18 protein-coding genes are annotated in these 23,314 nt (G+C 65.4%); 14 read left to right on the forward strand and 4 right to left on the reverse strand.

Annotated features, from left to right (window positions below; genetic code table 11):
* Positions 1-114: 114 nt before the first annotated feature.
* The 5 genes from FG91_RS00640 (at position 115) to FG91_RS20780 (ending at position 5,084) form a co-directional block, all read left to right on the forward strand.
* The gene (locus FG91_RS00640) at positions 115-1,272 is read left to right on the forward strand and encodes a patatin-like phospholipase family protein (protein WP_037510535.1); all 1,158 of its coding nucleotides are present in this window, start codon (positions 115-117) and stop codon (positions 1,270-1,272) included.
* Positions 1,273-1,311: 39 nt separating this feature from the next.
* Complete coding sequence (locus FG91_RS00645) at positions 1,312-2,097, forward strand: 3-hydroxybutyrate dehydrogenase (RefSeq protein ID WP_037510538.1); 786 nt, start codon at positions 1,312-1,314, stop codon at positions 2,095-2,097.
* 104 nt (positions 2,098-2,201) lie between these two features.
* Entirely contained in the window at positions 2,202-2,813 is a 612-nt protein-coding gene (locus FG91_RS00650; RefSeq protein WP_235211892.1) for a DUF4893 domain-containing protein, read from the forward strand.
* 22 nt (positions 2,814-2,835) lie between these two features.
* Positions 2,836-4,149: an amidohydrolase gene (locus tag FG91_RS00655; protein WP_037510542.1), complete on the forward strand. Its 1,314-nt coding sequence runs from the start codon at positions 2,836-2,838 to the stop codon at positions 4,147-4,149.
* A 110-nt stretch (positions 4,150-4,259) separates the two neighbouring features.
* Positions 4,260-5,084 carry a helix-turn-helix domain-containing protein gene (locus FG91_RS20780; protein ID WP_235211893.1) on the forward strand — a complete coding sequence of 275 codons (825 nt, stop codon included), beginning with the start codon at positions 4,260-4,262 and terminating at the stop codon, positions 5,082-5,084.
* A gap of 211 nt (positions 5,085-5,295) precedes the next feature.
* Here the strand turns inward: FG91_RS20780 and FG91_RS00665 are convergent, their stop codons facing one another.
* On the reverse strand, positions 5,296-6,060 hold the full coding sequence (locus FG91_RS00665; protein WP_037510551.1) for a crotonase/enoyl-CoA hydratase family protein: 765 nt from the start codon (positions 6,058-6,060) through the stop codon (positions 5,296-5,298).
* 240 nt (positions 6,061-6,300) lie between these two features.
* On the opposite strand from FG91_RS00665, the gene FG91_RS00670 reads away from it, so the two are divergent.
* Complete coding sequence (locus FG91_RS00670; RefSeq protein ID WP_081940343.1) at positions 6,301-6,495, forward strand: hypothetical protein; 195 nt, start codon at positions 6,301-6,303, stop codon at positions 6,493-6,495.
* Between the two features lie 68 nt (positions 6,496-6,563).
* Positions 6,564-7,550, forward strand: a complete 987-nt coding sequence (locus FG91_RS00675) for a TerC family protein (RefSeq protein ID WP_037510554.1) — start codon at positions 6,564-6,566, stop codon at positions 7,548-7,550.
* Positions 7,551-7,690: 140 nt separating this feature from the next.
* On the opposite strand, the gene FG91_RS00680 is transcribed toward FG91_RS00675, so the two are convergent.
* Positions 7,691-9,283 carry an isocitrate lyase gene (locus FG91_RS00680; RefSeq protein WP_037510557.1) on the reverse strand — a complete coding sequence of 531 codons (1,593 nt, stop codon included), beginning with the start codon at positions 9,281-9,283 and terminating at the stop codon, positions 7,691-7,693.
* Positions 9,284-9,422: 139 nt separating this feature from the next.
* Between FG91_RS00680 and FG91_RS00685 the strand changes: the two genes are divergently transcribed.
* The 3 genes from FG91_RS00685 to FG91_RS00695 all read left to right on the forward strand — a co-directional run bounded on the left by FG91_RS00685 (position 9,423) and on the right by FG91_RS00695 (position 13,417).
* Positions 9,423-10,811, forward strand: coding sequence for a helix-turn-helix domain-containing protein (locus tag FG91_RS00685; RefSeq protein WP_037510559.1), 1,389 nt, complete (start codon positions 9,423-9,425; stop codon positions 10,809-10,811).
* An 89-nt stretch (positions 10,812-10,900) separates the two neighbouring features.
* The gene (locus FG91_RS00690) at positions 10,901-12,250 is read left to right on the forward strand and encodes an HD-GYP domain-containing protein (protein ID WP_081940344.1); all 1,350 of its coding nucleotides are present in this window, start codon (positions 10,901-10,903) and stop codon (positions 12,248-12,250) included.
* Between the two features lie 99 nt (positions 12,251-12,349).
* Positions 12,350-13,417 (forward strand): L,D-transpeptidase family protein, encoded by a 1,068-nt coding sequence (locus FG91_RS00695; protein ID WP_052187177.1) that lies wholly within the window; start codon positions 12,350-12,352, stop codon positions 13,415-13,417.
* A 64-nt stretch (positions 13,418-13,481) separates the two neighbouring features.
* Here FG91_RS00695 and FG91_RS00700 read toward each other — a convergent pair whose 3' ends face one another.
* Together FG91_RS00700 and FG91_RS00705 are read right to left on the reverse strand one after the other, a co-directional pair.
* The gene (locus tag FG91_RS00700; RefSeq protein WP_037510563.1) at positions 13,482-15,305 is read right to left on the reverse strand and encodes a DUF885 domain-containing protein; all 1,824 of its coding nucleotides are present in this window, start codon (positions 15,303-15,305) and stop codon (positions 13,482-13,484) included.
* A 104-nt stretch (positions 15,306-15,409) separates the two neighbouring features.
* Complete coding sequence (locus FG91_RS00705) at positions 15,410-16,444, reverse strand: mannose-1-phosphate guanylyltransferase (RefSeq protein WP_037510565.1); 1,035 nt, start codon at positions 16,442-16,444, stop codon at positions 15,410-15,412.
* 128 nt (positions 16,445-16,572) lie between these two features.
* Between FG91_RS00705 and FG91_RS00710 the strand changes: the two genes are divergently transcribed.
* Genes FG91_RS00710 through FG91_RS00725 form a run of 4 tightly spaced genes read left to right on the forward strand, consistent with a single transcriptional unit; the run spans position 16,573 to position 23,293 of the window.
* Positions 16,573-17,961: a TIGR03013 family XrtA/PEP-CTERM system glycosyltransferase gene (locus FG91_RS00710; RefSeq protein ID WP_037510571.1), complete on the forward strand. Its 1,389-nt coding sequence runs from the start codon at positions 16,573-16,575 to the stop codon at positions 17,959-17,961.
* A 2-nt stretch (positions 17,962-17,963) separates the two neighbouring features.
* A complete protein-coding gene (prsK, locus tag FG91_RS00715) occupies positions 17,964-20,072 on the forward strand; it encodes an XrtA/PEP-CTERM system histidine kinase PrsK (RefSeq protein ID WP_037510574.1) in 2,109 nt (702 codons plus the stop codon).
* The gene (gene prsR, locus FG91_RS00720; RefSeq protein ID WP_037510577.1) at positions 20,069-21,445 is read left to right on the forward strand and encodes a PEP-CTERM-box response regulator transcription factor; all 1,377 of its coding nucleotides are present in this window, start codon (positions 20,069-20,071) and stop codon (positions 21,443-21,445) included. Before prsK ends, prsR begins: the two co-directional genes overlap by 4 nt.
* Positions 21,446-23,293, forward strand: coding sequence for a tetratricopeptide repeat protein (locus FG91_RS00725; protein ID WP_037510580.1), 1,848 nt, complete (start codon positions 21,446-21,448; stop codon positions 23,291-23,293). It abuts the gene before it with no gap.
* Positions 23,294-23,314 lie beyond the last annotated feature (21 nt).

A 23,314-nucleotide genomic window follows, 5' to 3' on the forward strand; every position in this document is an offset into this window, starting at 1 on the left:
GTGTTACAGCAGCGTCGGGCAATTGGAAGGGGCTTCGCATATAATCGAGCCATTGCAATAGGCTGTGTTGCGGTGCACAAATCTCGCGCCCGCCAAACAAGGATCCCCGAGTCCATGCCACGCCGTGCCGCCTGCGCCGCGCTTCCGCTTCCCGACCTCGTCGTGCTCGTTCTGCAGGGCGGCGGTGCGCTCGGCGCGTTTCAGGCGGGGGTGTATGAGGCGCTGATCGAACTTGGCATCGAACTCGACTGGGTGGCGGGGATTTCGATCGGTGCGGTCAATGCCGCGATCATCGCCGGAAACGAACGCGATCAGGCCGTCGGCAAGATGCGCGAATTCTGGGAAGGCGTGTCGTCGGCGCTGCCCTCGCTACCGACGGTCGACAACGACTGGGCGCGCGAGTGGACGCATATGGCGGCGGCGGGGCCGGCGGCGGCGGTCGGCGGCCCCGGCTTCTTTACTCCGCGCTTCCCGCCGCCCGCCTTTGCCGCGCGGCAGACGCCCGAAGCTGTCAGTTTCTACGATACCGCCCCGCTGGTCGCCACGCTCGACCGGCTGGTCGACTGGGACCGGGTGAACAATGGTAAGGTCCGGCTCTCGGTCGGCGCGGTTGCGGTCGAGACGGGCAATTTCCGCTATTTCGATACGAAAGTCGAAACGCTCGATGCGCGGCATATCCTCGCCTCGGGCGCGCTGCCGCCCGGCCTGCCGCCGGTCGAGATCGACGGAACATGGTATTGGGACGGCGGACTCGTGTCGAACACGCCGCTCGAACATGTCGTCGAGGCGGCGAACGAGGACATGCTGGTGTTCCAGGTCGACCTGTTCCCCGCGCGCGGCGATCGCCCGCACGACATGGAGGAAGCCTGGTCGCGCGAAAAGGACATCCGCTTTTCCAGCCGCACGCGCCGCATTTCGGACGGGCTTGTCCGTCGGCGCAAGGAACACCGGCTGATCGATCGGATGCTGCAGAAACTGCCGCCCGAGTTCGCCGACCTGTCGGAGGTCAAGGCGGTCCGCAAGATGGTCGACTGCAAGGCGCTCAACGTCGTCCAGCTGATCCACGAACCGCCGTCATGGCAGACCGGCGCGCGCGACTTTGAATTTTCGCGCTCGACGATGGAGGTCAATTGGGCGCTCGGCCGCGATGCCGTCGAGGCCGCGATGAAGGACGGCCATCTGCTCGCCGACAGCATCGCCGAAGGGCGGTCGGACAGTTTCGCGGTGCAATCGAACGCATTGCGACCAAAGGCCGAGCCCGACGTTTCTTAGGGTTCGGGCCCTTACTCTCTCCACCGAAAGGACTATCTTATGCGCCTCACAGGAAAGACCGCCCTCGTCACCGGATCGACGTCCGGGATCGGACTCGGGATTGCGAAGGCATTCGCAGCCGAAGGCGCGAACATCATCATCAACGGCTTTGGCGATGCCGACGCGGTCGAAACCGAACGCAAAGGGCTGGAAGCGATCAGCGGCGGGAAGGCCGCCTATGACGGTGCCGACCTGACGAAGCCCGAGCAGATCGAGGCGATGTTCCAGCGTGCCGAAAAGGATTTCGGCGGCGTCGATATTCTCGTCAACAATGCCGGCATGCAGTTCGTCGCGCCGGTCGAGGATTTTCCGGTCGAGAAATGGGACATGATCATCGCGCTCAATCTGACCGCGGCCTTCCACACGATCCGCCACGCCGTACCCGGCATGCGCAAGAAAAAATGGGGACGCATCATCGCCACGGCATCGGCGCACTCGCTCGTCGCCTCGCCATTCAAATCGGCCTATGTCACGGCCAAGCACGGGCTTGCGGGCCTCACCAAGACGGTCGCGCTCGAAGTCGCCGACGCGGGCATCACCGTAAATTGCATCAGCCCCGGCTATGTCTGGACTCCGCTCGTCGAAAACCAGATTCCCGACACGATGAAGGCGCGCGGCATGACGCGCGAACAGGTGATCAACGACGTGCTGCTGGCGGGCCAGCCGACCAAGCAGTTCGTCACCGTCGAGCAGGTCGCGGCGATCGCATCCTTCCTGACCCGCGACGAGGCGGCCAACATCACCGGCGCGAACCTCAGCGTCGATGGCGGCTGGACGGCGGCCTGATCGGCTGCACCCTTGAGCTATTTCCTTCGCCCTCCTAAGGTTAACGCAACCGGACCGGGGAGTGACGGAGAATGAGGGGTCGTACCAATTTGATTTTAGCCCTGATGATGGGCTTGACTGTCAGCGCCTGTCGAACGGTGCCGCCAGTGCCGCCGTCCGCCGCCGATGCTCCGGCGGAGACGGGCACGTGGCGCGGCACCGCGACAACCCAGGACAAGGAACGCATTCGCGGCTGGTACAGCAGCTGGCAGGCGGCACTGGCCGACGCCCGCGCGAAAGGCTTTGGCGCCGACATCGACCGCGAAGGCGTTCTGCTGCAACCGATGGCGGCCTTGCCCAACCCGCATCTGCCCGCGGGCGATTACCGGTGCCGGACGGTCAAGGTCGGGGCGCAGGGGCGCCGCGATCTCGCCTATATCGGCTATGGCTGGTTCCGGTGCCGCGTCGCGCCCGAACAAGGATTGTCGAGCCTGACCAAGATTTCGGGGTCGCAGCGGCCCGTCGGCCTGATCTTTCCCGACAATCTGAAGCGCCAGATTTTTCTCGGCACGCTCGAACTCGGCGACGAGAAGATGGCGGTCAATTACGGCAGCGACCGGATGCGCGACATGGCGGGACTGATCGAGCGGATCGGCGACAATCGCTGGCGGCTCGTGCTGCCCGCACCGGCCTATGAATCCTTGCTCGACGTGATCGAACTGGTCCCGGCGGGCTGATAAGAACAACAAGGGAATTAGCATGCGAATTTTGTGGATGAGCGCCGCGGCGCTGGCTTTGGCTGCGCCCGCGACGGCGCAGACGCTCGGCGGCGAGGTCGAAAAGCAAATGCCGTCGTTGATGGCGATCTACAAGGATTTGCACGCCAACCCCGAACTCAGCTTCATGGAAGTCCGCTCGGCGGGCATTCTCGCCGCCGAGGCACGCAAGCTGGGCTTCAAGGTCACCGAAAAGGTCGGCGGCACCGGCATCGTCGCGGTGATGGAAAATGGCCCGGGGCCGGTCGTGCTGGTGCGCGCCGACATGGACGGCCTGCCGGTCACCGAACAGACGGGGCTGCCCGGCGCGTCGAAGATACGCGTGACCACGAAGGAAGGCGTCGAAACCGGCGTGATGCACGCGTGCGGCCACGATACGCATATGACCGCGTGGGTCGGCGTCGCGCGGCTGATGGCGGCGAACAAGGCGAAATGGTCGGGCACGCTGGTGATGATCGGCCAGCCCGCCGAGGAACGCGGCGCGGGCGCGCGGATGATGCTCGCCGACGGGCTCTACACGCGCTTTCCCAAGCCGCAATATGCACTGGCGTTTCACGACGCGGCGCAGTTTCCGGCGGGCAAGATCGGTTATACGCCGGGCTATGCGCTCGCCAATGTCGACAGTGTCGACATCACGGTGAAGGGCGTTGGCGGTCACGGCGCCTATCCGCAGACGACCAAGGATCCGATCGTGCTCGCGAGCCGTATCGTCGGCGCTTTGCAGACGCTGGTCTCGCGCGAGATCAGCCCGCTCGACAGCGCGGTGGTGACCGTCGGCAGTTTCCATGCCGGGGCGAAGCATAATATCATTTCGGACGAGGCGAAGCTGCAGCTTACCGTTCGCAGCTATAGCGACGAAGTGCGCGATCACCTGCTCGACGGCATCGCGCGCATCGCGAAGGGCGAAGCGATCGCCGCAGGCATGCCCGACGACAAGATGCCGGTCGTGAGCGTCGACAAGAATGAATATACGCCCTCGACCTATAACACCCCCGAATTCACCGAGGAGATGGCGGCGTATCTGAAGACCAGCTTCGGAAGCGATCGTGTCGTGCAGATGCCGCCGGTGATGGGCGGCGAGGATTTCAGCCGCTTCTGGCGCGAGGACAAGAGCATCAAGAGCCTGATCGTCTGGGTCGGCGGGGTGCCGCAGGCCGAATATGACGCGGCGAAGAAGGAAGGGCGGACCTTGCCCAGCCTGCACTCGCCGTTCTGGGCGCCCGACGCCCCCGCGGTCATCTCGACCGCGACCGAGGCGCTGACCGCGATGACGATGAAGCTGATGGCGAAGAAGTAGGAGGCGCGGAACCCGGCGGGAGGCACCAACCCCGCATCCACTTGGCCGCGCCGCCGTTCTCCAAATAAATTGGGATGGACCTGCTCGCGAGGCTGTGGTGAGCAAAGGACATGTCGTTCAATGAACCTGCTCCCGGCTTGTCCGCATGCCTCACTGACCGGGAAATGGAAATTCTGCGCCTGTTGGTCGCCGGACATACGGTAAAGACCATCGCAGCGCGTCTGGGCCGTTCGGAAACGTCGATTAACGAGCGTTTGCGCTCTGCCCGCCGTAAGACGGGGGTCGGCAGCAGCCGCGAATTGGCGCGCCTTCTGGACCTCCAAAAAACTTGTGACGAAAATATCGATCTTTCGAGACAGCGCTCCGCCGTGGAGGATTTGGGGCACGCCGCAACCGTCGGGGTTCGCGGTTCGAAAGGAATGATCGTCATGCTCATTGCAATACCCATGGCTGCCGTTGGATTAATGGTCGCAGCCGCCCCCTCGGCCGATCAGGCCGGGACACCGGACGCCGTTTACAGCGCCGCACCCAAGCAGCTGCCGCTGGTCGGAAGCTGGTCGCTGGACGCATCGCAGATGCCGGAAAAGGAACGCCCGCAACGGGTCACGATGACGTTCCAACCATCGCACGACGGCAAATGGACGACGCGTGTGGAAGTCGTCGCGCCGGACGGCTCCAGCCGGCATTCAGAATCGACCGCCGCTCTTGACGGCGTTCCCGTACCGATCACCGGCAATATGGATTTCATCGACAGCGTTGCCCTGCGTCAGCCGGCGCCGGACACATTGGTGATGACACTGGGAAAGGCCGGCACGCGGGTATCGACGCGCGTCTATACCGTTGCCAAGGATCTGAAATCCATGACCGAAACGATTGTTTGGTCCAGCGACAACCGGCAAAAATTGGAAACGACGCTTTTCAACCGCATTGATTGATCGCGGCTTGGCTTCCACCGCCGGCGCCCCGCGGCGCTAGCAAGTGAAACCGTCCGAGGTCAGGTTTGCCCGGGTCATGCCTGTGGTGGCCACGAGACCCCGGCGCCGTACGCGCACCAGCAACGCCCCTCCCAACCTTCGGCCCCTGGACTTGCCGCCGGGGGCCGCCTTGTCTTTTTCGCGACGTTGGAACGAACCGCTGCGACCATCATCATTCCTTGAAGGTGGTGAAGCTGCCGCCGCGACCGGCGCCTTCGGTAAAGCGTGTCGCGCCCGCCGCAGCACCTTCGCGGAGCGGAGCAACCCCGGCGTGCGCTTCGTGCGCAAGCGCGCCTTCGATGTCGAAATCCCATTGGTGATACGCACTCATCCGGTCGCTGTTCATGCAGATCTGCGGGAAGGCGGCGATCTGTTTCGCAAGTTCGATCGCGGTAACGAGAGCCTCGCCATCGGCAACTACGCGATCGGCAAGGCCGATGCGCTGCGCTTCGGCGGCGGCGACAGGGCGCCCGGTCAGGATCATGTCGAGCGCGCGCCCCTGGCCGACGATGCGTGGCAGGCGAACGGTGCCGCCGTCGATCAGTGGCACGCCCCAGCGGCGGCAATAGACGCCGAATATCGCGCTGGCGGCGGCGACGCGCAGGTCGCACCAGAGCGCGAGTTCCAGCCCGCCGGCGACGGCGTGGCCTTCGACCGCGGCGATCACCGGCTTTTCGAGCAGCATGCGTGTCGGCCCCATCGGGCCGGGGCCGTCGGGGTCGTAGCGCGACGTCCCGACCGCATTGAGGTCGAAGCCCGCGCAGAAATGCCCCTCGCTGCCCGTGAGGATCGCAACCCGCGCGTCATTGTCGGCGGCGAAGGCCGAAAAGGCATTGCGCAGGGCAATCGCCGTATCGGGATCGACCGCGTTGCGGCGCGCGGGACGGTCGATGGTGACGATCGTGACGGGGCCATCCTTATCGACAAGCACGCTCATTCGAACCCTCCTCCTGCGTTGCTAGCAGCGTGGCGGGCGGCGAGGGGACTTGCAAGCGGCGTAGCGGCACCCTAAATGAAGGAAATGCGGGCCGGGCCCCTCTGGCGTCGGCGGGATATTTCCCGCCACGTGATGTCGGACCGCATCGGGTGACTCCGATGCTTTGGCCCTATCTCCCCCCTGTTTCCGGGGTCCCGGCATCGGCGTCACCTGCTTGATTTCTCAATCAGGAGGCCCTGTATGACTTTGAATCCCAATCTTTATCGCCTGACCGTGCTGCATCGCCAGCTCGACGATGCCGAACGCCGCGAGGTGCGCCGGCGCGGCGCCGATCCGTTCCGCCTGCTGCGCCTGAAAACGCTCAAGCTCGCGGTAAAGAAGCGGCTTGCAGCTTTGACGCAGCATCCGGCGCTACGCCCGGCGTTCGCCCACTAACCCACCATAATTGACGATCGAGCACGCTGCCGAAAGGCGGCGCGCTCGGCATATCCAGGGAAAATACCATGGAATTTCTGTTTGCCGACTGGCTGGGCACTCCGGCCTGGTTCTGGCTGTCCTTCATCGCGCTCGTCATCGCGCTCACCGCCTTCGACCTTGGCATCCTCAACAAGGAAAACAAGGAGATGGGGATTGGTGAGAGCCTGAAGCTCTCGGCGCTCTACATTGGCATCGCGACCGCGTTCGGCGCGTGGGTGTGGGCCGCGAAGGGCGGCGAGGCCGGCCTGCAATATTACACCGGCTTCTTCATCGAGAAGGCGTTGTCGATCGACAATATCTTCGTCATCTCGCTGATCTTCACGACCTTCGCGATCCCGCCGCGCTACCAGTATCGCGCGCTCCTTTGGGGCATCGTCGCGGTGATCGTGCTGCGCGGCATCATGATCGCGGGCGGCGCGGCGCTGGTCACCGAATATGGCTGGCTGCTCTATATCTTCGCCGCGTTCCTGGTGTTCACGGGCGTGAAGATGCTGTTCGCGAGCGAAAAGCCGATGGATGTGAAGGGCAATCCGGTCGTCAAATGGCTGTCGCGCCGGATGCCGATCACCGACGAACTGCACGGCGAGAAATTCTTCGTGCGCGTTCCCGATACGAAGACCGGCAAGATCGTGCTCGCCGCGACGCCGCTCTTCCTCGCGCTCGTGGTGATCAACCTCGCCGACCTCGTGTTCGCGGTCGACAGCGTGCCGGCGATCTTCGCGATCACCACCGACACCTTCATCGTCTACACATCGAACATCATGGCGATTCTGGGCCTGCGCGCGCTCTATTTCGCGCTGTCGGCGATGGTGCACCGTTTCCATTACCTCAAATATGCGCTGGCACTGGTGCTCATCTTCATCGGATCGAAGATCTTCGTCGCCGATTTCGTGCTGGACGGCGCGAAGTTCCCGCCGCTGATCAGCCTGGGCGTGACCGTCGCATTGATCGCGGGCGGCATAATCTGGTCGCTGGTCAAAACGCGCGAGGAAGAAGCGGCGCTGCCGCAATAAAAATGTCCGCCGGAAGCGCAAGGGCTTCCGACGGACAGGCTTTCCTCCCCAGGAAAGCTCGGTAGGCGCGGGGCGGGTCGCTGGCCCCGCGCCAAGATGGGCGACGCGGGGGTTGCAACGGGCCCCCGCGTCTAACTCGTTTACGCGGCGAACTGGTTCATCGTGTTGTCCTTGCCCGCGGCTTTGAGGGCCGCTTCGCCGGCGAAATATTCCTTGTGGTCGTCGCCGATGTCGCTTCCGCTCATATTCTGATGCTTCACGCAGGCGATGCCCTGGCGGATCTCGGCGCGCTGGACGCCCTTGACGTAACCCAGCATCGCTTCCTCGCCGAAATATTCCTTGGCGAGATTGTCGGTCGACAGCGCCGCGGTGTGATAGGTCGGCAGCGTGATCAGGTGGTGGAAGATGCCCGCCCGCTTCGCCGAATCGCGCTGGAAGGTGCGGATGCGGTTGTCGGCTTCGTCGCCGAGCGGGGTGCCGTCATAATCGACGCTCATCAGCTTGGCGCGGTCATAGGCGCTGACGTCCTTGCCGTCCTTTTCCCACGCGTCGAACACCTGCTGGCGGAAGTTCAGCGTCCAGTTGAAGCTCGGCGAATTATTGTACGCAAGCTTCGCGTTGGGGACGACTTCGCGGATGCGGTCGACCATGCCGGCGATCTGTTCGATGTGCGGCTTTTCGGTTTCGATCCACAGCAGGTCGGCGCCGTTCTGCAGGCTCGCGATGCAATCCATCACGCAGCGGTCCTCGCCGGTTCCCGAGCGGAACTGATAGAGATTCGAGGGCAGGCGCTTCGGGCGCACCAGCTTGCCGTCGCGGTTGATCAGGACGTCGCCGGGGTTGCCCGCGCCTTCGACCTCTTCGCAATCGAGGAAGCTGTTATACTGATCGCCGAGGTCGCCGGGTTCCTTCGTGAAGGCGATCTGCTTGGTGAGGCCCGCGCCGAGGCTGTCGGTGCGCGTGACGATGATACCATCCTCGACACCGAGTTCCATGAAAGCGTAACGGCAGGCGCGGATCTTCGCGATAAAATCCTCGTGCGGCACGGTGACCTTGCCGTCCTGGTGGCCGCACTGCTTTTCGTCCGAGACCTGATTTTCGATCTGGAGCGCGCAGGCGCCGGCTTCGATCATCTTCTTGGCGAGCAAGTACGTCGCCTCGGCGTTGCCGAAGCCCGCGTCGATGTCGGCGATGATCGGCACGACGTGCGTTTCATGGTTGTCGATCGCCGCCTGGACCTGCTTGGCCTTCAATTCGTCGCCCTCGGCGCGTGCAGCGTCGAGTTCGCGGAACAGGCCGCCGAGTTCACGGGCGTCGGCCTGGCGGAGGAAGGTGTAGATTTCCTCGATCAGCGCCGGGACGCTGGTCTTTTCGTGCATCGACTGGTCGGGCAGCGGACCGAATTCGCTGCGCAGCGCCGCGATCATCCAGCCCGAGAGATAGATGTAGCGGCCCTTGACGGTGCCGAAATGCTTCTTGATCGAGATCATCTTCTGCTGCGCGATGAACCCGTGCCAGCAGCCCAAGGACTGGGTGTAGTTCGCAGGATCGGCGTCATAGGCGGCCATGTCGGCGCGCATGATGCGCGCGGTATAGCGGGCGACGTCGAGGCCGGTCTTGAACTTGTTCTGGGCGCGCATGCGGGCGATGCTTTCGCCGCTGATGCCGTCCCACGTGCCGTCGTAGTCGCGGATGAGGCGGCCTGCCTGCGCCATGTCTTCCTGATAACCCATCGTCTTATCCTTGTGTGGAGGTGATGGGTGGAAGGTGGCGAAACTGCCGCCGAAAGTGAAAAGCTTTGTCAATAATATTTGTGAAATATGGCTGATAGGTGTAAATTAGCATGTAAATTAGTAAAGAAAGTTACAGGCGATGGCAGAGCGGCGGGTGTTTGCGGGACCGGCGGTGCGCAAGGTGCGGCGCGAGGCGGCGATGACGCAGGCGGCGATGGCGGAGGCGCTCGATATTTCGCCAAGCTACCTCAACCTGATAGAGCATGGCCAGCGCCCGCTGAGCGCCACGGTCATCGTCAAGCTCGCCGAACGCTTCGGTTTCGACGCCGCGAAGCTCGGCGCGGAGGATTTGCCGGGCGGACTGGCGGGCCTGCGGCGGCGGCTCGCCGACCCGCGCTTCGCCGATCTCGGGATTGGGACGCATGAGGTCGAGGAGTGGCTTCAGACCGCGCCCGCCACCGCAGCTGCCTTTGCGCGATTGTTCGATGCGGCACCCGAAGCGCGCGGAGAAGCACAGGAAGAGGCACCCGAAGTCGCCGCGGTGCGCCGCGCGATCGAGAAATGGCGCAACCATTTCCCCGATCTCGACGCGCGCGCCGAGGAACTGGCCGACGAGTTGCGGCTCGCGGGCGGCGATCTGTACGGGACGATTTCCGAGCGTTTGCGCACGCGGCACCAGCTAGGTATTCGCATCTTGCCGAGCGACGTGATGCCCGACCGGCTGCGCTGGCTCGACTGGCACGCGCGGCAATTGATGCTGAACGAGCTGCTGCGCCCCGCGTCGCGCACCTTCCAGGCGGCAGCGACGCTGGCGCAGATCGAGGCGAAGGCCGAGATCGATGCGCTCGTCGCGGGCGCGGAGTTTGCCGAGAGTGCGGCGGCGCGACTGTTCGAACGTCACCTGATCCACTATTTCGCCGCGGCGCTGATGATGCCCTACAGCCGTTTCCTGCGCGCGTGCGACGCGACGGGCTATGATCTGTTGCTGCTCCAGCGGCGCTTTGGTGCGGGCTATGAGCAGGTCGCGCACCGGCTGACGACGCTCCAGCGCGTCGGTGCGCGCGGGCTGCCCTTCTTCATGCTGCGCATCGACCGCGCGGGGCAGGGGAGCAAGCGCTATGCCGGGGCGAGTCAATCACCGCTGGTCGACGGCGACGCGCGCTGCCCCTTGTGGGGCATACACGAAGCCTTCGCGCGGCCGGGCGAGGTGGTTGCCGATCTGGTCGAACTCGAAGACGGCTCGCGCTGGTTCACCCAATCGCGTTCGGTCGCCGCGCCCGGCGCGACCGGAAGCGGCACGCCGGCGCGTTTCGCCGTCTGCGTCGGGGTCGATGCCAAGGTCGCGGCACCGCTGATCGCGGCGCGCGGGATCGACTTGATGCGTGAGCGAGCGACGCCGATCGGGCTCGGCTGCCGCCGCTGCACGCGCACCGGCTGCGTCCAGCGGTCGATGCCGCCGCTCGGTCGCCCCTTGCGCTTTCGCGAAGGCGAACGCGGGGTAAGCGCGTTCGATTTCGCGGGCGATTGACCGCAAATCGCCGATGCGCGGCTTAAATTGACACGCGCCGTGCCGTATTGGGAACGTGGCGCGGCGATCGGCCGCGACGGGACCAAAAAATGCTTGTTCGAATAAGACCAGAAGACGTCGAGATCGGCATGTTCATCCATGCCTTTGAAGGGTCGTGGTTCGATCACCCGTTCTGGCGCCGCTATTTTCAGGTCGAGACCCAAGACCAGCTGCAGCGAATCCGCCATTCAGGCATCGATGGCATCGTCATCGACGAGGGGCGCGGCCTTGGCGCGCCCGAAGATCTGCAAGAGACCGAAGCCGTAGAAAAGCCGCAGGGCAAGCGTCCATCGGCATCCGAACGATCGGGCGACGAGGCCATTTCGCTCCGGCCAGCCGCCACTTTTGCGCCGCCGCCGTCGCCAGCGCGCGACACGCCCCGCCGCCGCCGCGGCTATGCGGGCGAGTGCCGCCGCGCCAAGCGGGCGATCGAGCGGACGCGCGACGCGGTCGCGGACATGTTCGACGCTGCGCGGCTGGGCCGGGCGGTCGAGGTTCGCCGGATGGTCAAGCTCGCCAGCGCGATCGGCGCCTCGATCGAACGCGATTCCAAGGCGCTGATCAACCTCGTGCGGCTGAAGGAGAAGGACGAATATACCTATCTTCATTCGGTCGCGGTCTGCGCGCTGATGATCAACTTCGCCCGCCACATGGGGCTCGAACCGCAGGAGGTCGAGGATCTGGGTGTCGCGGGATTACTGCATGACGTTGGCAAGGTCGCGGTGTCCGACGCGATACTGAACAAGCCCGGCGCACTGTCGGAAATCGAAATGCGGTCGGTGCGGAGCCATCCGGTCGCCGGTCATCGCCTGCTCGCAAGCTCGCCTGGCGCCCCCGACCTGGCGCTCGAACTCTGCCTGCGACACCATGAAAAGATCGACGGGACGGGTTATCCGGGCGGGCTGAAGGGCGATGAGTTGTCGCTCGCTGCGCGCATGGGGGCGATTTGCGATGTCTATGACGCGGTGACGTCGAACCGCCCGTACAAGGACGCATGGACGCCGTGCGAGGCGCTGACCAGGATGCAGAAATGGGCGGGGCATTTCGATCCCGTGCTGCTCGACCGCTTCGCCGACAGCTTGGGCATATTTCCGGTTGGGACATTGGTCCGGCTGTCGACCGGTGAACTCGGGGTTGTCGTCGGAAGCGGCGGCGATGCGGACGAAGATGTCGTCGTGCGCGTCTTTTTCGACTGCGAGACGCTGTCCGAGATCGAACCCATCGACCGCGCGATCGCGCCGGCCGCCGAACACCCGCGGATCATCAGCCGTGACAGCTCGAGCTTCTGGCGCTTTCAGGATTGGGATGTGCTGCGCGTTCGCATCCTTGCATCGAGCACGGCGTCGGCGGCCGTGCCGGATCCCGACCATCCGATCGGCCCGCGTGGCGCCGCGCGGTAAGCACGTCCAACTGCCTCATCCGCGGCCGCCCGCCCGCTGCGCGCGCATCCTTTCGGGGGGAGGATCGTTGATCCTGCTCCTAGCCAAAAGGACCAGCGCTTGAAACTTTCCCCGTTTTTGCCGTGCCTCCTCCTGATCGCCGGTTGCAACGCCGCCCCGGACGATAGCGCCAAAAAACCGACATCATCGACGGCCGCGGCCGATCCGGCTTCGCTGGATTTCAAGGATGCCCCTCCCGCCGCGGTTTCGTTCAACGAACCGCCCGCGCTGCGCGCGCAAGTCCTGCTAGATCATCTGGGCTTTTCCCCCGGGGTGATCGATGGAAAGGAAGGGCAGTCCTATAGCGCGGCGCTCCGTGGTTTCCAGGAAGCGCGCGATCTGGAGGAAAGCGGCAAGCTCGACGCGGCGACGCTGCGGGCGCTGCAGCAATGGCAGCAGGTTCCCGCGACCCGGCTGGTGATCATTCCCGCCGGCTTTGCTGCGGGGCCGTTCGTTCCGGCGTTTCCGAAAGACGCGGCCGACCAGGCCAAATTGCCCGCGCTGGGCTATCGCAATCTGACCGAAGCGCTCGCCGAACGCTTTCACACCACGCCCGAGACGCTGGTCGCGCTGAACAGCCCCTCGACGCTGGTCGGCGCCGGGCACCCGTTCCGCGTCCCCAATATCCCCGATATCGACCGCGCGACATTGGGCGAGGACGCGCGCGGCTGGAACGGCACGCTCGAACGCCTGGGCGTCGCGCCGACACAGGTCGCAGCCGCAAAGCTGGTGGTCGACAAATCAGAGGGTGTGCTGAAAGTTTATGACGAGGGGGACAAGCTGGTCGCCCAATTCCCGGCGACGATGGGCAGCAGCCGCGACCCGTTGCCTATCGGCAACTGGAAGATTCAGGGCGTGAGCCGCAATCCCGACTTTCATTATAATCCGAAACTGTTCTGGGACGTCAGCGACAGCAAGGATGCGGTGTTGCTGCAACCCGGGCCGAACAGCCCGGTCGGCGTCGTGTGGCTCGACCTCAACAAGCCGCATTATGGCATTCACGGGACGAGCGAGCCGCATACGATCGGGCGCGCCGAGAGCCACGGCTGCGTTAGGCTGACCAATTGGGACGCGGCGCGTCTGGCGCAGATGGTCAAGTTCGGAACCCCGGCGATCTTCCAGAATTAGCTGCCTTCGGGGCCGCGATGGCCCTTCGCCCGTCGCTGACAGGCGAAGGGTTTTCATGTGTGGCTCAGGCCTTTTGCGCCGCCGTCCAGCGGTCGATCACCGATTCGAGTACCGAGATCGGCATCGCGCCCGCCGACAAAGCGGTGTCGTGGAAACCGCGGATGTCGAACTTGTCGCCGAGCGCGGCCTTGGCCTTCTCGCGGATCGCGACCCAGCGCGTTTGGCCGACCATATAGCTCGTCGCCTGTCCCGGCCACACGCAATAGCGTTCGATCTCGGTGACGTTCGACCCCTCGGGGGTGCCGAGCGAGTCGTCGTAATAGGCGATCGCCTTCTCGCGGCTCCAGCGGAAGTGATGAAGGCCGGTGTCGACGACGAGGCGCGCGGCGCGGAACATATAGCTTTGCAGATAGCCGAGCTGGCCCCACGGGTCGTTTTCATACACGCCCATTTCGTCGGCGAGCTGCTCGGCATAAAGTCCCCAGCCTTCGGTATAGACCGAATAGACGGGGAGGCGGCGGAGGCGCGGGATGCCCTCGGCCTCCTGCGCAAGCGCGATCTGGTGGTGATGGCCGGGAGTCGCCTCGTGATAGGTCAGCGTCGGCAGCGTCCACGACGGGTTTTCGGCGGTATCGCGCAGGTTGATATAATAGGCACCGGGGCGCGAGCCATCGAGCGCAGGGATCTGGTAATAGCCGCCGGGCGCGCCGGCCTCGATCTCGGGCGGCACGCGGCGGATGTCGCATTTCGCCTTGGGTAGGCGGCCGAAAGCTTCGGGCAGGCGGCGCTGCATTTCCTGGATCTGCTCGTTCAATTTGGCGATCAGGTCGGCCTTGCCCTTGTCGGTGTTGGGATAGAGGAACCGCGGATCCTTGCCGAGTTCGCGCATCCGCTGCGCGACCGTCCCCTTCGTCATGCCTTGCTTTTTGAAGATCGCGTCGGCGCGCGCGGTCAGCGCCGCCATGCGATCGAGCCCGAGCTTGTGGACCTCCTCGGCCGACATGCCCGTCGTGGTCGCATAGCGGAGCGCATAGGCGTAATATTCGTCGCCCTTGGGCAGGCGCCACACGCCGGCGTCGTGCGTCGCACGCGGGCGCACGGCGGTGAGTTCGGCCGCCTGACGCCGCATCGCGGGATAGATTTTGCCTTCGACGATGGCGGCGCAGCGCTTTGCCCAGTCGCCCGGAATCTTGGCGGTCTTGGTCTTGAGGTTGGTGGTCAGGATATTGGCGTCGGGCGCGGGCGCCATGATGCTTTGGAAGAGGGTCAGCGTGCGGTCGATGACGAAATCGGGCGGGATGACGCCGGCGGCGTGATCGGCCTTGATGCGCCCCGTCTCATTATCCATCTGCACCGCGAAATCGGCGCAGCGCGAAAGATAGGCCTCGGCATCGGCGGCGTTCGCGATGCTGTGCTGGTTGACGAGGAAATCGGGGATCGAACGATAGGAGCCGCTCAATTGCGTGACCGGATGCGGTTCAGGCCAGCTGTGAAGTCCGTATGAGAAAGTGTCGTAAGCCTTGACATAATCTTCCCACGGGCCGTGGAACGTCTCGTAATTGACGAGGTCCATGCCCGAGAGTTTTTTCGGGTCGATTGTCTTCAATTCCTTGAGGCCGGTGCGATAAAGGTCGTGGTTCCGCTTGATGCCCGCGGGCGAGCGATCGGCGAGCTTGCCCTTGGCGGCGGCACGGTCGCCCTTGTCGGCGCCGAGCGACGTCGCGAATTCGGGGTCCTGATCGAGCAGCATGTCATAGATGCGTTCGTAGATTGCGGTCAGCCGCGCGCCTTCGCTATCGGGCGTCGCGGCGAAGGCCCCGCGCGGGCGGACGCCGGCAAGCATCGAGGAAGCCGCGGCGGCGGCGAGCAGGGTACGACGGTCGAACATGGGGCGATCTCCAGAACAGCTATGGCGCGCTCCTGTGGATGCGCCTCATGGGTGTACTGGTATAGCAAGTCACCGCAGGTGCAAGTGCCTGATGCGGCTCGGCTCTATTCGCGCGCCTTGGCCGCCGCGCGCACCTCTTGCGATCGTTCGAGCGGGATCACCAATATGTCGTCGCCGTCGACGATCACCGCGATATTGTCCATGCCGAGGATCGAGACGCGCTTATCGCCCGCGCGGACCAGATTGCCGTGGCTTTCGTGAAGAAAGGCGTCGCCGGTGACGGCATTGTCGGCGTCGTCCTTGTCGGCGAGCGCGTGGATCGTGTGCCAGCTTCCGAGATCGGACCAGCCCATCGCGACGGGGACGACCGCGACGCGATCATCCTTTTCCATCACCGCATAATCGATCGAATCGGAGGGCGCTTTGGCGAACTCGATCGCGTCGGCATAAAGCGCGTCGCCGTCGCGCATTCCCGCCGCGACGGCCTTGTCCGCCGCCTCGAAGATCACGCGGCAATGCGTCAGCATCGCGTCGCGCATCCGCGCGGCGCGGAACAGGAAGATGCCGGCGTTCCAGCTGTATCCGCCGGCGGCGAGCATCGCCTCGGCATCGGCGAGCGGGGGTTTTTCGACGAAGCGGTCCACGGCAAAGCCGTCTTCGCCCAGCGCTGCGCCGGCGGCGATGTAGCCGAAACCCGTTTCGGGGCTGTTGGGCGTGATGCCGAAAGTGACGAGCCAATCCTGCTGCGCGAGGCGCACCCCCTTGGCGATCGCGGCGTGGAAGGCGGGAACGTCGGCGATCACATGATCGCTCGGCATCACGAGTAGCAGCGTGTCGGCATCGGCTTGCGCGACCGCGAGTGCGATCGCGGCGGCGGTGTTGCGCGGCATCGGTTCGACGAGCAGCGCCTCCTCGCGGTCGTTCATCTGTTCGCGGACCATCGCGACATGGCCGTCACCGCAGAGGACGATCGGAGGGAGAAAATCGGGACCGGCGGGTGTGCGCTCGACCGTCTGTCGGAACAGGCTGCGCTGGCCGTGGAGCAACAGGAACTGCTTCGCGCGGGTGCCGCGCGATTCGGGCCACAGGCGGGTGCCCGCGCCGCCGCAGAGGATAACAGGCTGGATCATCAGCGTCATAACGTCCGGTCTATCGCTTTCGGTGCGGCGGGTCACCCTGTCATGGCGATATAACGAGTGTAAAATTAACCGACAGTTGACGCCTCACCTGTAGTATCGGGCGAGCGAAAGGGTCCGGCTAATTTCCTATGTTTCGGCTGTTTAAACATTATGTTCCGCACGCCGTCGTTTGGCTGGCGCTGATCGAATTTTTCGCGCTGCTCGGCTCGGCCGAGGGGGCGTGGCATCTTTATGCGCAGCAGGCAGGGTTCGATGCCGGGCCGCTCGTCGGCCGCTGGCTGCCGCTGCTGACCTTCGGCCTTGCCAATTCGCTCGCGATGATGGCGACCGGAATGTACGGGAACGAGGGGCTGCGCTCGATGCGTTTCGCCACCGCCCGCCTCCTCGCGGCGATTTCGCTCGGCGTGATTTTCCTTTCGGTACTCGGCTTCCTGTTGCCGACCGCGACGCTGTGGCGCGCCAACAGCCTGTACGCGATGATCTTTGCCATCGCGGTGCTGTTCGTCATCCGCCTCGCGCTGACGCAGTCGGGAGGGGCCGAAGCGTTCCGGCGCCGCATCCTCGTGCTGGGCGCCGGGCCGCGCGCCGCGCGATTGGCCGCCCTGGCCGAAACGCCGGGGAGCGGGCTCGAGATGGTCGGTTTCGTCGCGATGAGTGCGACCGAAAAGACCGTGCCGGGCGCTGTGCCGCGCGAAGCCCTCGACAATCTGTCGGACCATGTCGTGATGCTGCGCGCCGGCGAGGTCGTGCTCGCGCTGGAGGAACGGCGCAACGCGCTGCCGCTGAACGACCTGCTGCGCGTCAAGACGACGGGCGTGCATGTCAACGACATCGCGAGTTTCATCGAGCGCGAGACGGGGCGTGTCGACCTGGCGACGACCAATCCCAGCGGCCTCATCTTTTCCGACGGATTCTCGGCCGGGCAGCGGATTTCGAAGGTCGGTAAGCGCCTGTTCGACATCCTCGCCAGCCTGCTTGTGCTGATCGTCGGCCTGCCGCTGATCATCGTCGCGGGTATTGCGGTGATGCTCGACAGTCGCGGGCCGGTCTTTTACCGCCAGCCGCGCGTCGGCCTGTTCGGCGAGCCCTATGACATCTTCAAGATCCGTTCGATGCGCACCGATGCCGAGGCATCGGGCAAGGCGGTGTGGGCGAGCGAAAACGACCCGCGCGTCACGCGCGTCGGCCGCATCATCCGCAAACTGCGCATCGACGAACTGCCGCAGACCTGGTGCGTGCTGAAGGGCGACATGAGCTTTGTCGGGCCGCGTCCCGAACGCCCGAGCTTCGTCGAGGAACTCGAAAAGAAGCTGCCCTATTATGCCGAGCGCCACATGGTGAAGCCCGGCCTGACCGGCTGGGCGCAGATCAACTATCCTTATGGCGCCTCGGTCGAGGACGCGCGCGTGAAGCTGGAATATGACCTCTATTACGCCAAGAATTATTCGCCCTTCCTCGACCTTTTGATCCTGCTCCAGACGGTGCGTGTCGTGCTGTGGCCGGACGGCGCGCGATAGCCATGGGCGCGCTGACCGGCCTGTCCCAGATCCTGTCGAGCCTTGCGCTGGCGGGCTTTACCGGCGTCACTTTATGGCTGCTGATGCGGCCGCGCGCGCGGATGGCGGCGTTGATGCCGGCGCCGCGATTGCTCGCCGCGACCGCCGCCGCCACCGCGCTGTGGTGCGCGGCCTTGACCGCCTATGGCCCCGGATCGTCGCAATCTTTGGTCGTGCAGACGGTGCGCGACCTCGCCATGCTCCTTTGGTTGGGGGCGACCTTCTGGTCGCCGCGTGCGCCGATGTCGCGGCCGCTGCGCCTGATCGCGCGCATGCTCGCGACGATCTGCCTGTTGACGCTGCTGCTCGGCGCGGCGGCGCATTTGCGCGCCGGAGCGGCAGCCGAGTCGTGGATGACGCCGACGATGGGCTTCGCCGCAACGGTCGTGGCGATCGGGGGGCTGCTGATGATCGATGCCGGGGTTCGCCACGCGAGCGCGGGGCAGCGCATGCCGGTGATGGCGGTCGCGGGCGGGTTCGCGATGCTGTGGGCCTATGAACTCAACGTCCAGCTGATCGGCGCGCTGACCGGCAAAATCGCATCGATGCTGATCGCGTTGCTTCCCGCGATCGCGCTGCTCACGCTGCCGGTCTATGTCGTCGCCGCGATGGACATCGGGCGCGAGCGGATGCGTTTGTCGCGCACCGCCGCGACGCGCACGCTGATCCTGCTGGGCGCCGCCGCCTATCTGATCGTGATTGCGCTGACGGGTGCCGTCGCGCGCGTCGCCGGCGGCGATTATGCCGAACTGGCGCAGGCGATCTCGTTGCTCGTCGCGCTCGGCACCGGCGGCCTGATGCTTGCCTCGGCGCGATCGCGGGCGTGGCTGTCGGTGATGATTTCCAAGCATTTCTTCGAACATCGCTATGACTATCGCGCCGAATGGATGCGTTTCACCGCGACGCTGGGGCAGGGAGGGGGCGAGGACGACCGCAATCTGCATCGCCGCGTCGCCAAGGCGCTCGCCGAACTGACCGGAAGCCCCGGCGCGCTGCTGATGCTGCCCGGCGCATCGGGCGGTTTTCGTATCGCCGAGCATTGGCATTGGCCCGACGGCGCGAGCGAGGACGCGACGCTGTCGTTACGCTCGGCCTTCATGCTGCAGGAAACGCATCATATCGTCGACCTCGACGCCGAGCGCCGGGGGCATCCCGGTGAGGATCTGGCGATCCCCGAATGGTTGATCGCCGATCCGCGCGCGTGGGTCGTCGTGCCGGTGCTGCATTTCCAGCGGATGATCGCGATCGTCGTGCTGCACCGGCCCGCTGTGTCGCGCGCGCTCGACTGGGAAGATCTCGACGTGCTGCGCATCGCTGGGCAGCAGGCGGCGAGCTATCTGGCGGAATCGCAGAGCCAGCAAGCTTTGTCCGAAGCGCGGCGGTTCGACGAGTTCAACCGGCGTTTTGCCTTCATCATGCACGACATCAAGAATCTGGCGAGCCAGATCGGCCTGCTCGCGCGCAACGCCGAGCGTCACGCCGACAAGCCCGATTTCCGCGCCGATATGATCGAGACGCTGAAGATTTCGGCGGGGCGCCTCAGCGACCTCCTCGTCCGCCTGTCGCCGCGCGAGCGCGGTCCGGCGGCGGAAGCGGGGCGGATGCTGGTCGAGCCGGTGCTGAACGAGATCGCGGCCGAGATGCGCCCGCGCCGTGCGCTGTTCGTCGGCTGTCAGGCTGGTCTGTCGGCGTGGGGCGATGCGGGGGCGATCCGGCAGATTGTCCAGCATCTTGTCGCCAACGCGATCGACGCGTCGGCGCCCGACACGCCGGTGCAGGTCGTTGCGGTGGCCGAACAGGGGCGCGTGCGGATCGACGTGATTGACCAGGGGTGCGGCATGACGCGCGACTTCATCCGCGACGAGCTGTTCAAACCCTTTGTGTCGACGAAGGAATCGGGTTTTGGGCTGGGGGCGTTCGAAGCGCTGCAGATCGCGCAGGCGATGGGCGGGGCGATCGAAGTGGCGAGCGAGCCGGGCAAAGGGAGCAGTTTCACACTGTGGCTGCCGCTCGCCGATACGCGGGACGACGCGGGCGTCGATGCGCGTGTGATGAAAGTGGGACATAAATGAACGAAAGCGGGGCCAAACTGCGCAAGTTGCTGGTGGTCGAGGACGACCCGGGGCTGCAGACGCAGCTCAAATGGGCGTACGAGGATTATCAGGTGCTCGTCGCGGGCGACCATGACGCCGCGATCGAACTGCTGCGCGCCGAGGAGCCCGATGTGGTGACGCTCGACCTGGGTCTGCCGCCCGATCCCGACGGGACGCGCGAGGGGTTCCGGACGCTGAAGGCGATCCTCGAGGCCAAACCCGACACCAAGGTTATCGTCGTGTCGGGGCATGGCGAACGTGCGAGCGCGCTGGCCGCGATCGCAAGCGGGGCGTGGGATTTTTATCAAAAGCCGATCGACATCGACGAGCTGGGGCTGATCGTTGCCCGTGCCTTTCATGTGCGCGAGCTCGAGGTCGAGAATGCGCGGCTGGCAAGCGAGGGCGCGAGCGACAATCGCGTGCTCGGCGGGATGATCACCGGCGCGCCCGAAATGCAGAAGGTCGCGCGCACGATCGAGCGCGTCGCGAACCTCGACGTCTCTGTGATGCTGCTCGGCGCGAGCGGCACCGGCAAGGAATTGCTCGCGCGCGGGCTGCACGAGGCGAGCGGGCGGCGCGACGGGGCGTTCGTCGCGATCAATTGCGCCGCGATCCCCGAGAATCTGCTCGAAAGCGAGCTGTTCGGGCATGAAAAGGGCGCCTTCACGGGCGCGGTCAAGACGACCGAGGGCAAGATCGAACTCGCGCATGGCGGGACCTTGTTCCTCGACGAAGTCGGCGACATTCCGCTGCCGCTCCAGGTCAAGCTGCTGCGCTTTTTGCAGGAGCGGACGATCGAGCGGATCGGCGGCCGCAAGGCGATCGCGGTCGATACGCGGATCGTCTGCGCAACGCACCGCGACCTCGATGCGATGATCGCCGAGCAGAGCTTCCGCGACGATCTCTATTACCGGCTCGCCGAGATGGTGGTAAAGATTCCGTCGCTCGCCGAGCGGCCCGGCGACGCGGTGCTGCTCGCGCGGCATTTCCTCCACCAATATGCGCCCGAGATGAACCCCGGGGTGCGCGGCTTCGCGCCGGACGCGCTGCAGGCGATCGACGAGGGACGCTGGCCGGGCAATGTCCGCGAGCTGGAAAACCGCATCAAGCGCGCCGTGATCATGGCCGACGGCAAGTTGGTGATGCGCGAGGATCTCGACATGGCGGGCGGCGAGGCGGAAGGCGAGGAGGCGTGGCTCAACCTGCGCAGCGCGCGCGAAGCCGCCGACCGCGTCGCGATCCGCCGCGCGATGACGCAGAGCGAGGGCAATATCTCGGCCGCCGCCAAGCTGCTCGGGATCAGCCGCCCGACGCTCTACGACCTACTCAAGCAATATCGGATGCACGCCTGAATGGATTTGTGCCGCTTCTGGACAAAAGCGCTGCTGCTGGCGGCGCTGCTGCTGGGAGCGTGCGGCGACGGGGCGTCGCCCGCGCCGCGCAAGGCGCTCGCGGAGCGCCGTGCCGTCCTCGAGAACACCATCGCGAGCAATCCCAAGGTCATTGCCGAACGCGTCGAACTGGCGCGCGTCGCGATCAAGCTGGGCGATGGGGTCGGGGCCGAGGCGGCGGTCAAGGGCGCGATCGGCGCGGGCGCCAAGGATGCGGCGCTGCGCCCGCTCTTGGCGCGCGCCTATGCGATGCAGGATGAGGGGAGCCGTGCGCTCCAGACGCTCGACGACGGCCCGATCATTCCCGAGATGATCGGGGAGGCGGCGTGGGTCGCGGGCGATGTTCACCTCGGCAATGGCGATCTGGCCGCCGCGCGCGAGGCCTATGATCGCGCGGTGCATGAACTGCCGCGCTCGTCGGCGCTTTGGGTCGATGTTGCGCGTTTTCGCGATGCCAATGCCGACACGCTCGGCGCGCGCGACGCGGTCGATTATGCGATCGAACTCGACAAGGCGAACAGCGCGGCGCTGGCGTTCAAGGCCAACCTCGTGCGGACCCAGGATGGGCTGAAGGCGTCGCTCGCCTGGTACGAAGACGCGCTTGCCGCCGATCCCGGCAATGAAGATGCGCTGATCGATCAGGCTGCGACGCTCGGCGATCTCGGTCGTTACCGCGACATGCTGACCTCGCTGCGCCGCGCCGCGACGATCGTGCCGCGCGATCCGCGGCTCTTCTATCTGCAGGCGGTGCTCGCGGCGCGCGCCGACAATTACCGGCTCGCGCGCAGCCTGCTCCAGCGCACGCGCGGCGAACTCGACGCGCAGCCGTCGTTCATGCTGCTGAGCGCGATCGTCGAACTCGAACTCGGCGGCGAGGCGGTCGCCGCGACCTGGGCCGACCGGCTGCTGGCCGAGCAGCCGGAGAATTTTACCGCACGCCGCATCCTCGCGGCGGCCGAATGGAGCGATGGCGACGCCGACGCGGCCCTTGCCGCCTTGCTGCCGCTGGTCCAGCGCCCCGACGCCGACAGCTGGTCGCTGCTGCTCGCATCGCGCGCGGCGGCGGAACTCGGCCGGCGCATCGAATCGGCGGACTATCTGGGGCGCGCGGCGGCGCTGGCGCCCGGCGAAGCATTGCCCTTTGCCGCCGACAATGACTATGGCCTGCTGACGTTGGCGGCCGATGCCGAGCCGCTTGATCCGGCTAAGGCGATTCCCGCTATTTCGGCCGATTTGACGAGTGGCAATGGCGCGCGAGCGATCGCGCGCGCCACGCGGCTCCGCGATGCGAACCGCGGCGTTGCCGACGCGCATATCCTGCTGGGCGACGCGGCGCTGGCGGCCGGACGTACCGAGCTGGCGGTGCAGGCGTATCGCGCCGCGCGCGATCTCGATGCGAGCGAGCGCACGACATTGCGGCTCGCCAATGCGCTGTTCCGCGCGGGGGATGCCGCGGGTTCGGGCGCCGCGATCCTCGCGCTGCAGCGCAGCCAGCCGTCGAGCATCGCCGCCGACCGACTATCCGGGCACCTCGCGATGGACATCGAGCATTGGGATCAGGCGATCGCGCATTTCGAACGCGTGCGCCGCCGGATCGGCAATCGCGACGTCGTGCTGTTACGCGAACTTGCGCGGGCGTGGGCAGCGAAGGGCGACGATGCGCGCGCGCTGCCGCTGATTGACCGCGCTTATCGGTTGCAGCCGCTCAATGCCGGGATCATGGAATTTTACGCCGATCTGCTCGAACGGCGCGGCAAAAGCCGGGCGGCGGCGGACCTGCGCGACAAGGCGGCGCAGGTTGGGCGGTAGACCGGGATGACGAAGAGAAGG

Source organism: Sphingopyxis sp. LC81, from assembly GCF_000756375.1.
Taxonomy (GTDB): Bacteria; Pseudomonadota; Alphaproteobacteria; order Sphingomonadales; family Sphingomonadaceae; genus Sphingopyxis.

Excerpts from the sequence above, each read along its gene's own strand:
- FG91_RS00640 (WP_037510535.1), top strand. The coding sequence starts at position 115 with ATGCCACGCCGTGCCGCCTGCGCCGCGCTTCCGCTTCCCGACCTCGTC.
- FG91_RS00645 (WP_037510538.1), top strand. The coding sequence starts at position 1,312 with ATGCGCCTCACAGGAAAGACCGCCCTCGTCACCGGATCGACGTCCGGG.
- FG91_RS00650 (WP_235211892.1), top strand. The coding sequence starts at position 2,202 with ATGATGGGCTTGACTGTCAGCGCCTGTCGAACGGTGCCGCCAGTGCCG.
- FG91_RS00655 (WP_037510542.1), top strand. The coding sequence starts at position 2,836 with ATGCGAATTTTGTGGATGAGCGCCGCGGCGCTGGCTTTGGCTGCGCCC.
- FG91_RS20780 (WP_235211893.1), top strand. The coding sequence starts at position 4,260 with ATGTCGTTCAATGAACCTGCTCCCGGCTTGTCCGCATGCCTCACTGAC.
- FG91_RS00665 (WP_037510551.1), bottom strand. The coding sequence starts at position 6,060 with ATGAGCGTGCTTGTCGATAAGGATGGCCCCGTCACGATCGTCACCATC.
- FG91_RS00670 (WP_081940343.1), top strand. The coding sequence starts at position 6,301 with ATGACTTTGAATCCCAATCTTTATCGCCTGACCGTGCTGCATCGCCAG.
- FG91_RS00675 (WP_037510554.1), top strand. The coding sequence starts at position 6,564 with ATGGAATTTCTGTTTGCCGACTGGCTGGGCACTCCGGCCTGGTTCTGG.
- FG91_RS00680 (WP_037510557.1), bottom strand. The coding sequence starts at position 9,283 with ATGGGTTATCAGGAAGACATGGCGCAGGCAGGCCGCCTCATCCGCGAC.
- FG91_RS00685 (WP_037510559.1), top strand. The coding sequence starts at position 9,423 with ATGGCAGAGCGGCGGGTGTTTGCGGGACCGGCGGTGCGCAAGGTGCGG.
- FG91_RS00690 (WP_081940344.1), top strand. The coding sequence starts at position 10,901 with ATGCTTGTTCGAATAAGACCAGAAGACGTCGAGATCGGCATGTTCATC.
- FG91_RS00700 (WP_037510563.1), bottom strand. The coding sequence starts at position 15,305 with ATGTTCGACCGTCGTACCCTGCTCGCCGCCGCCGCGGCTTCCTCGATG.
- FG91_RS00705 (WP_037510565.1), bottom strand. The coding sequence starts at position 16,444 with ATGACGCTGATGATCCAGCCTGTTATCCTCTGCGGCGGCGCGGGCACC.
- FG91_RS00710 (WP_037510571.1), top strand. The coding sequence starts at position 16,573 with ATGTTTCGGCTGTTTAAACATTATGTTCCGCACGCCGTCGTTTGGCTG.
- prsK (WP_037510574.1), top strand. The coding sequence starts at position 17,964 with ATGGGCGCGCTGACCGGCCTGTCCCAGATCCTGTCGAGCCTTGCGCTG.
- prsR (WP_037510577.1), top strand. The coding sequence starts at position 20,069 with ATGAACGAAAGCGGGGCCAAACTGCGCAAGTTGCTGGTGGTCGAGGAC.
- FG91_RS00725 (WP_037510580.1), top strand. The coding sequence starts at position 21,446 with ATGGATTTGTGCCGCTTCTGGACAAAAGCGCTGCTGCTGGCGGCGCTG.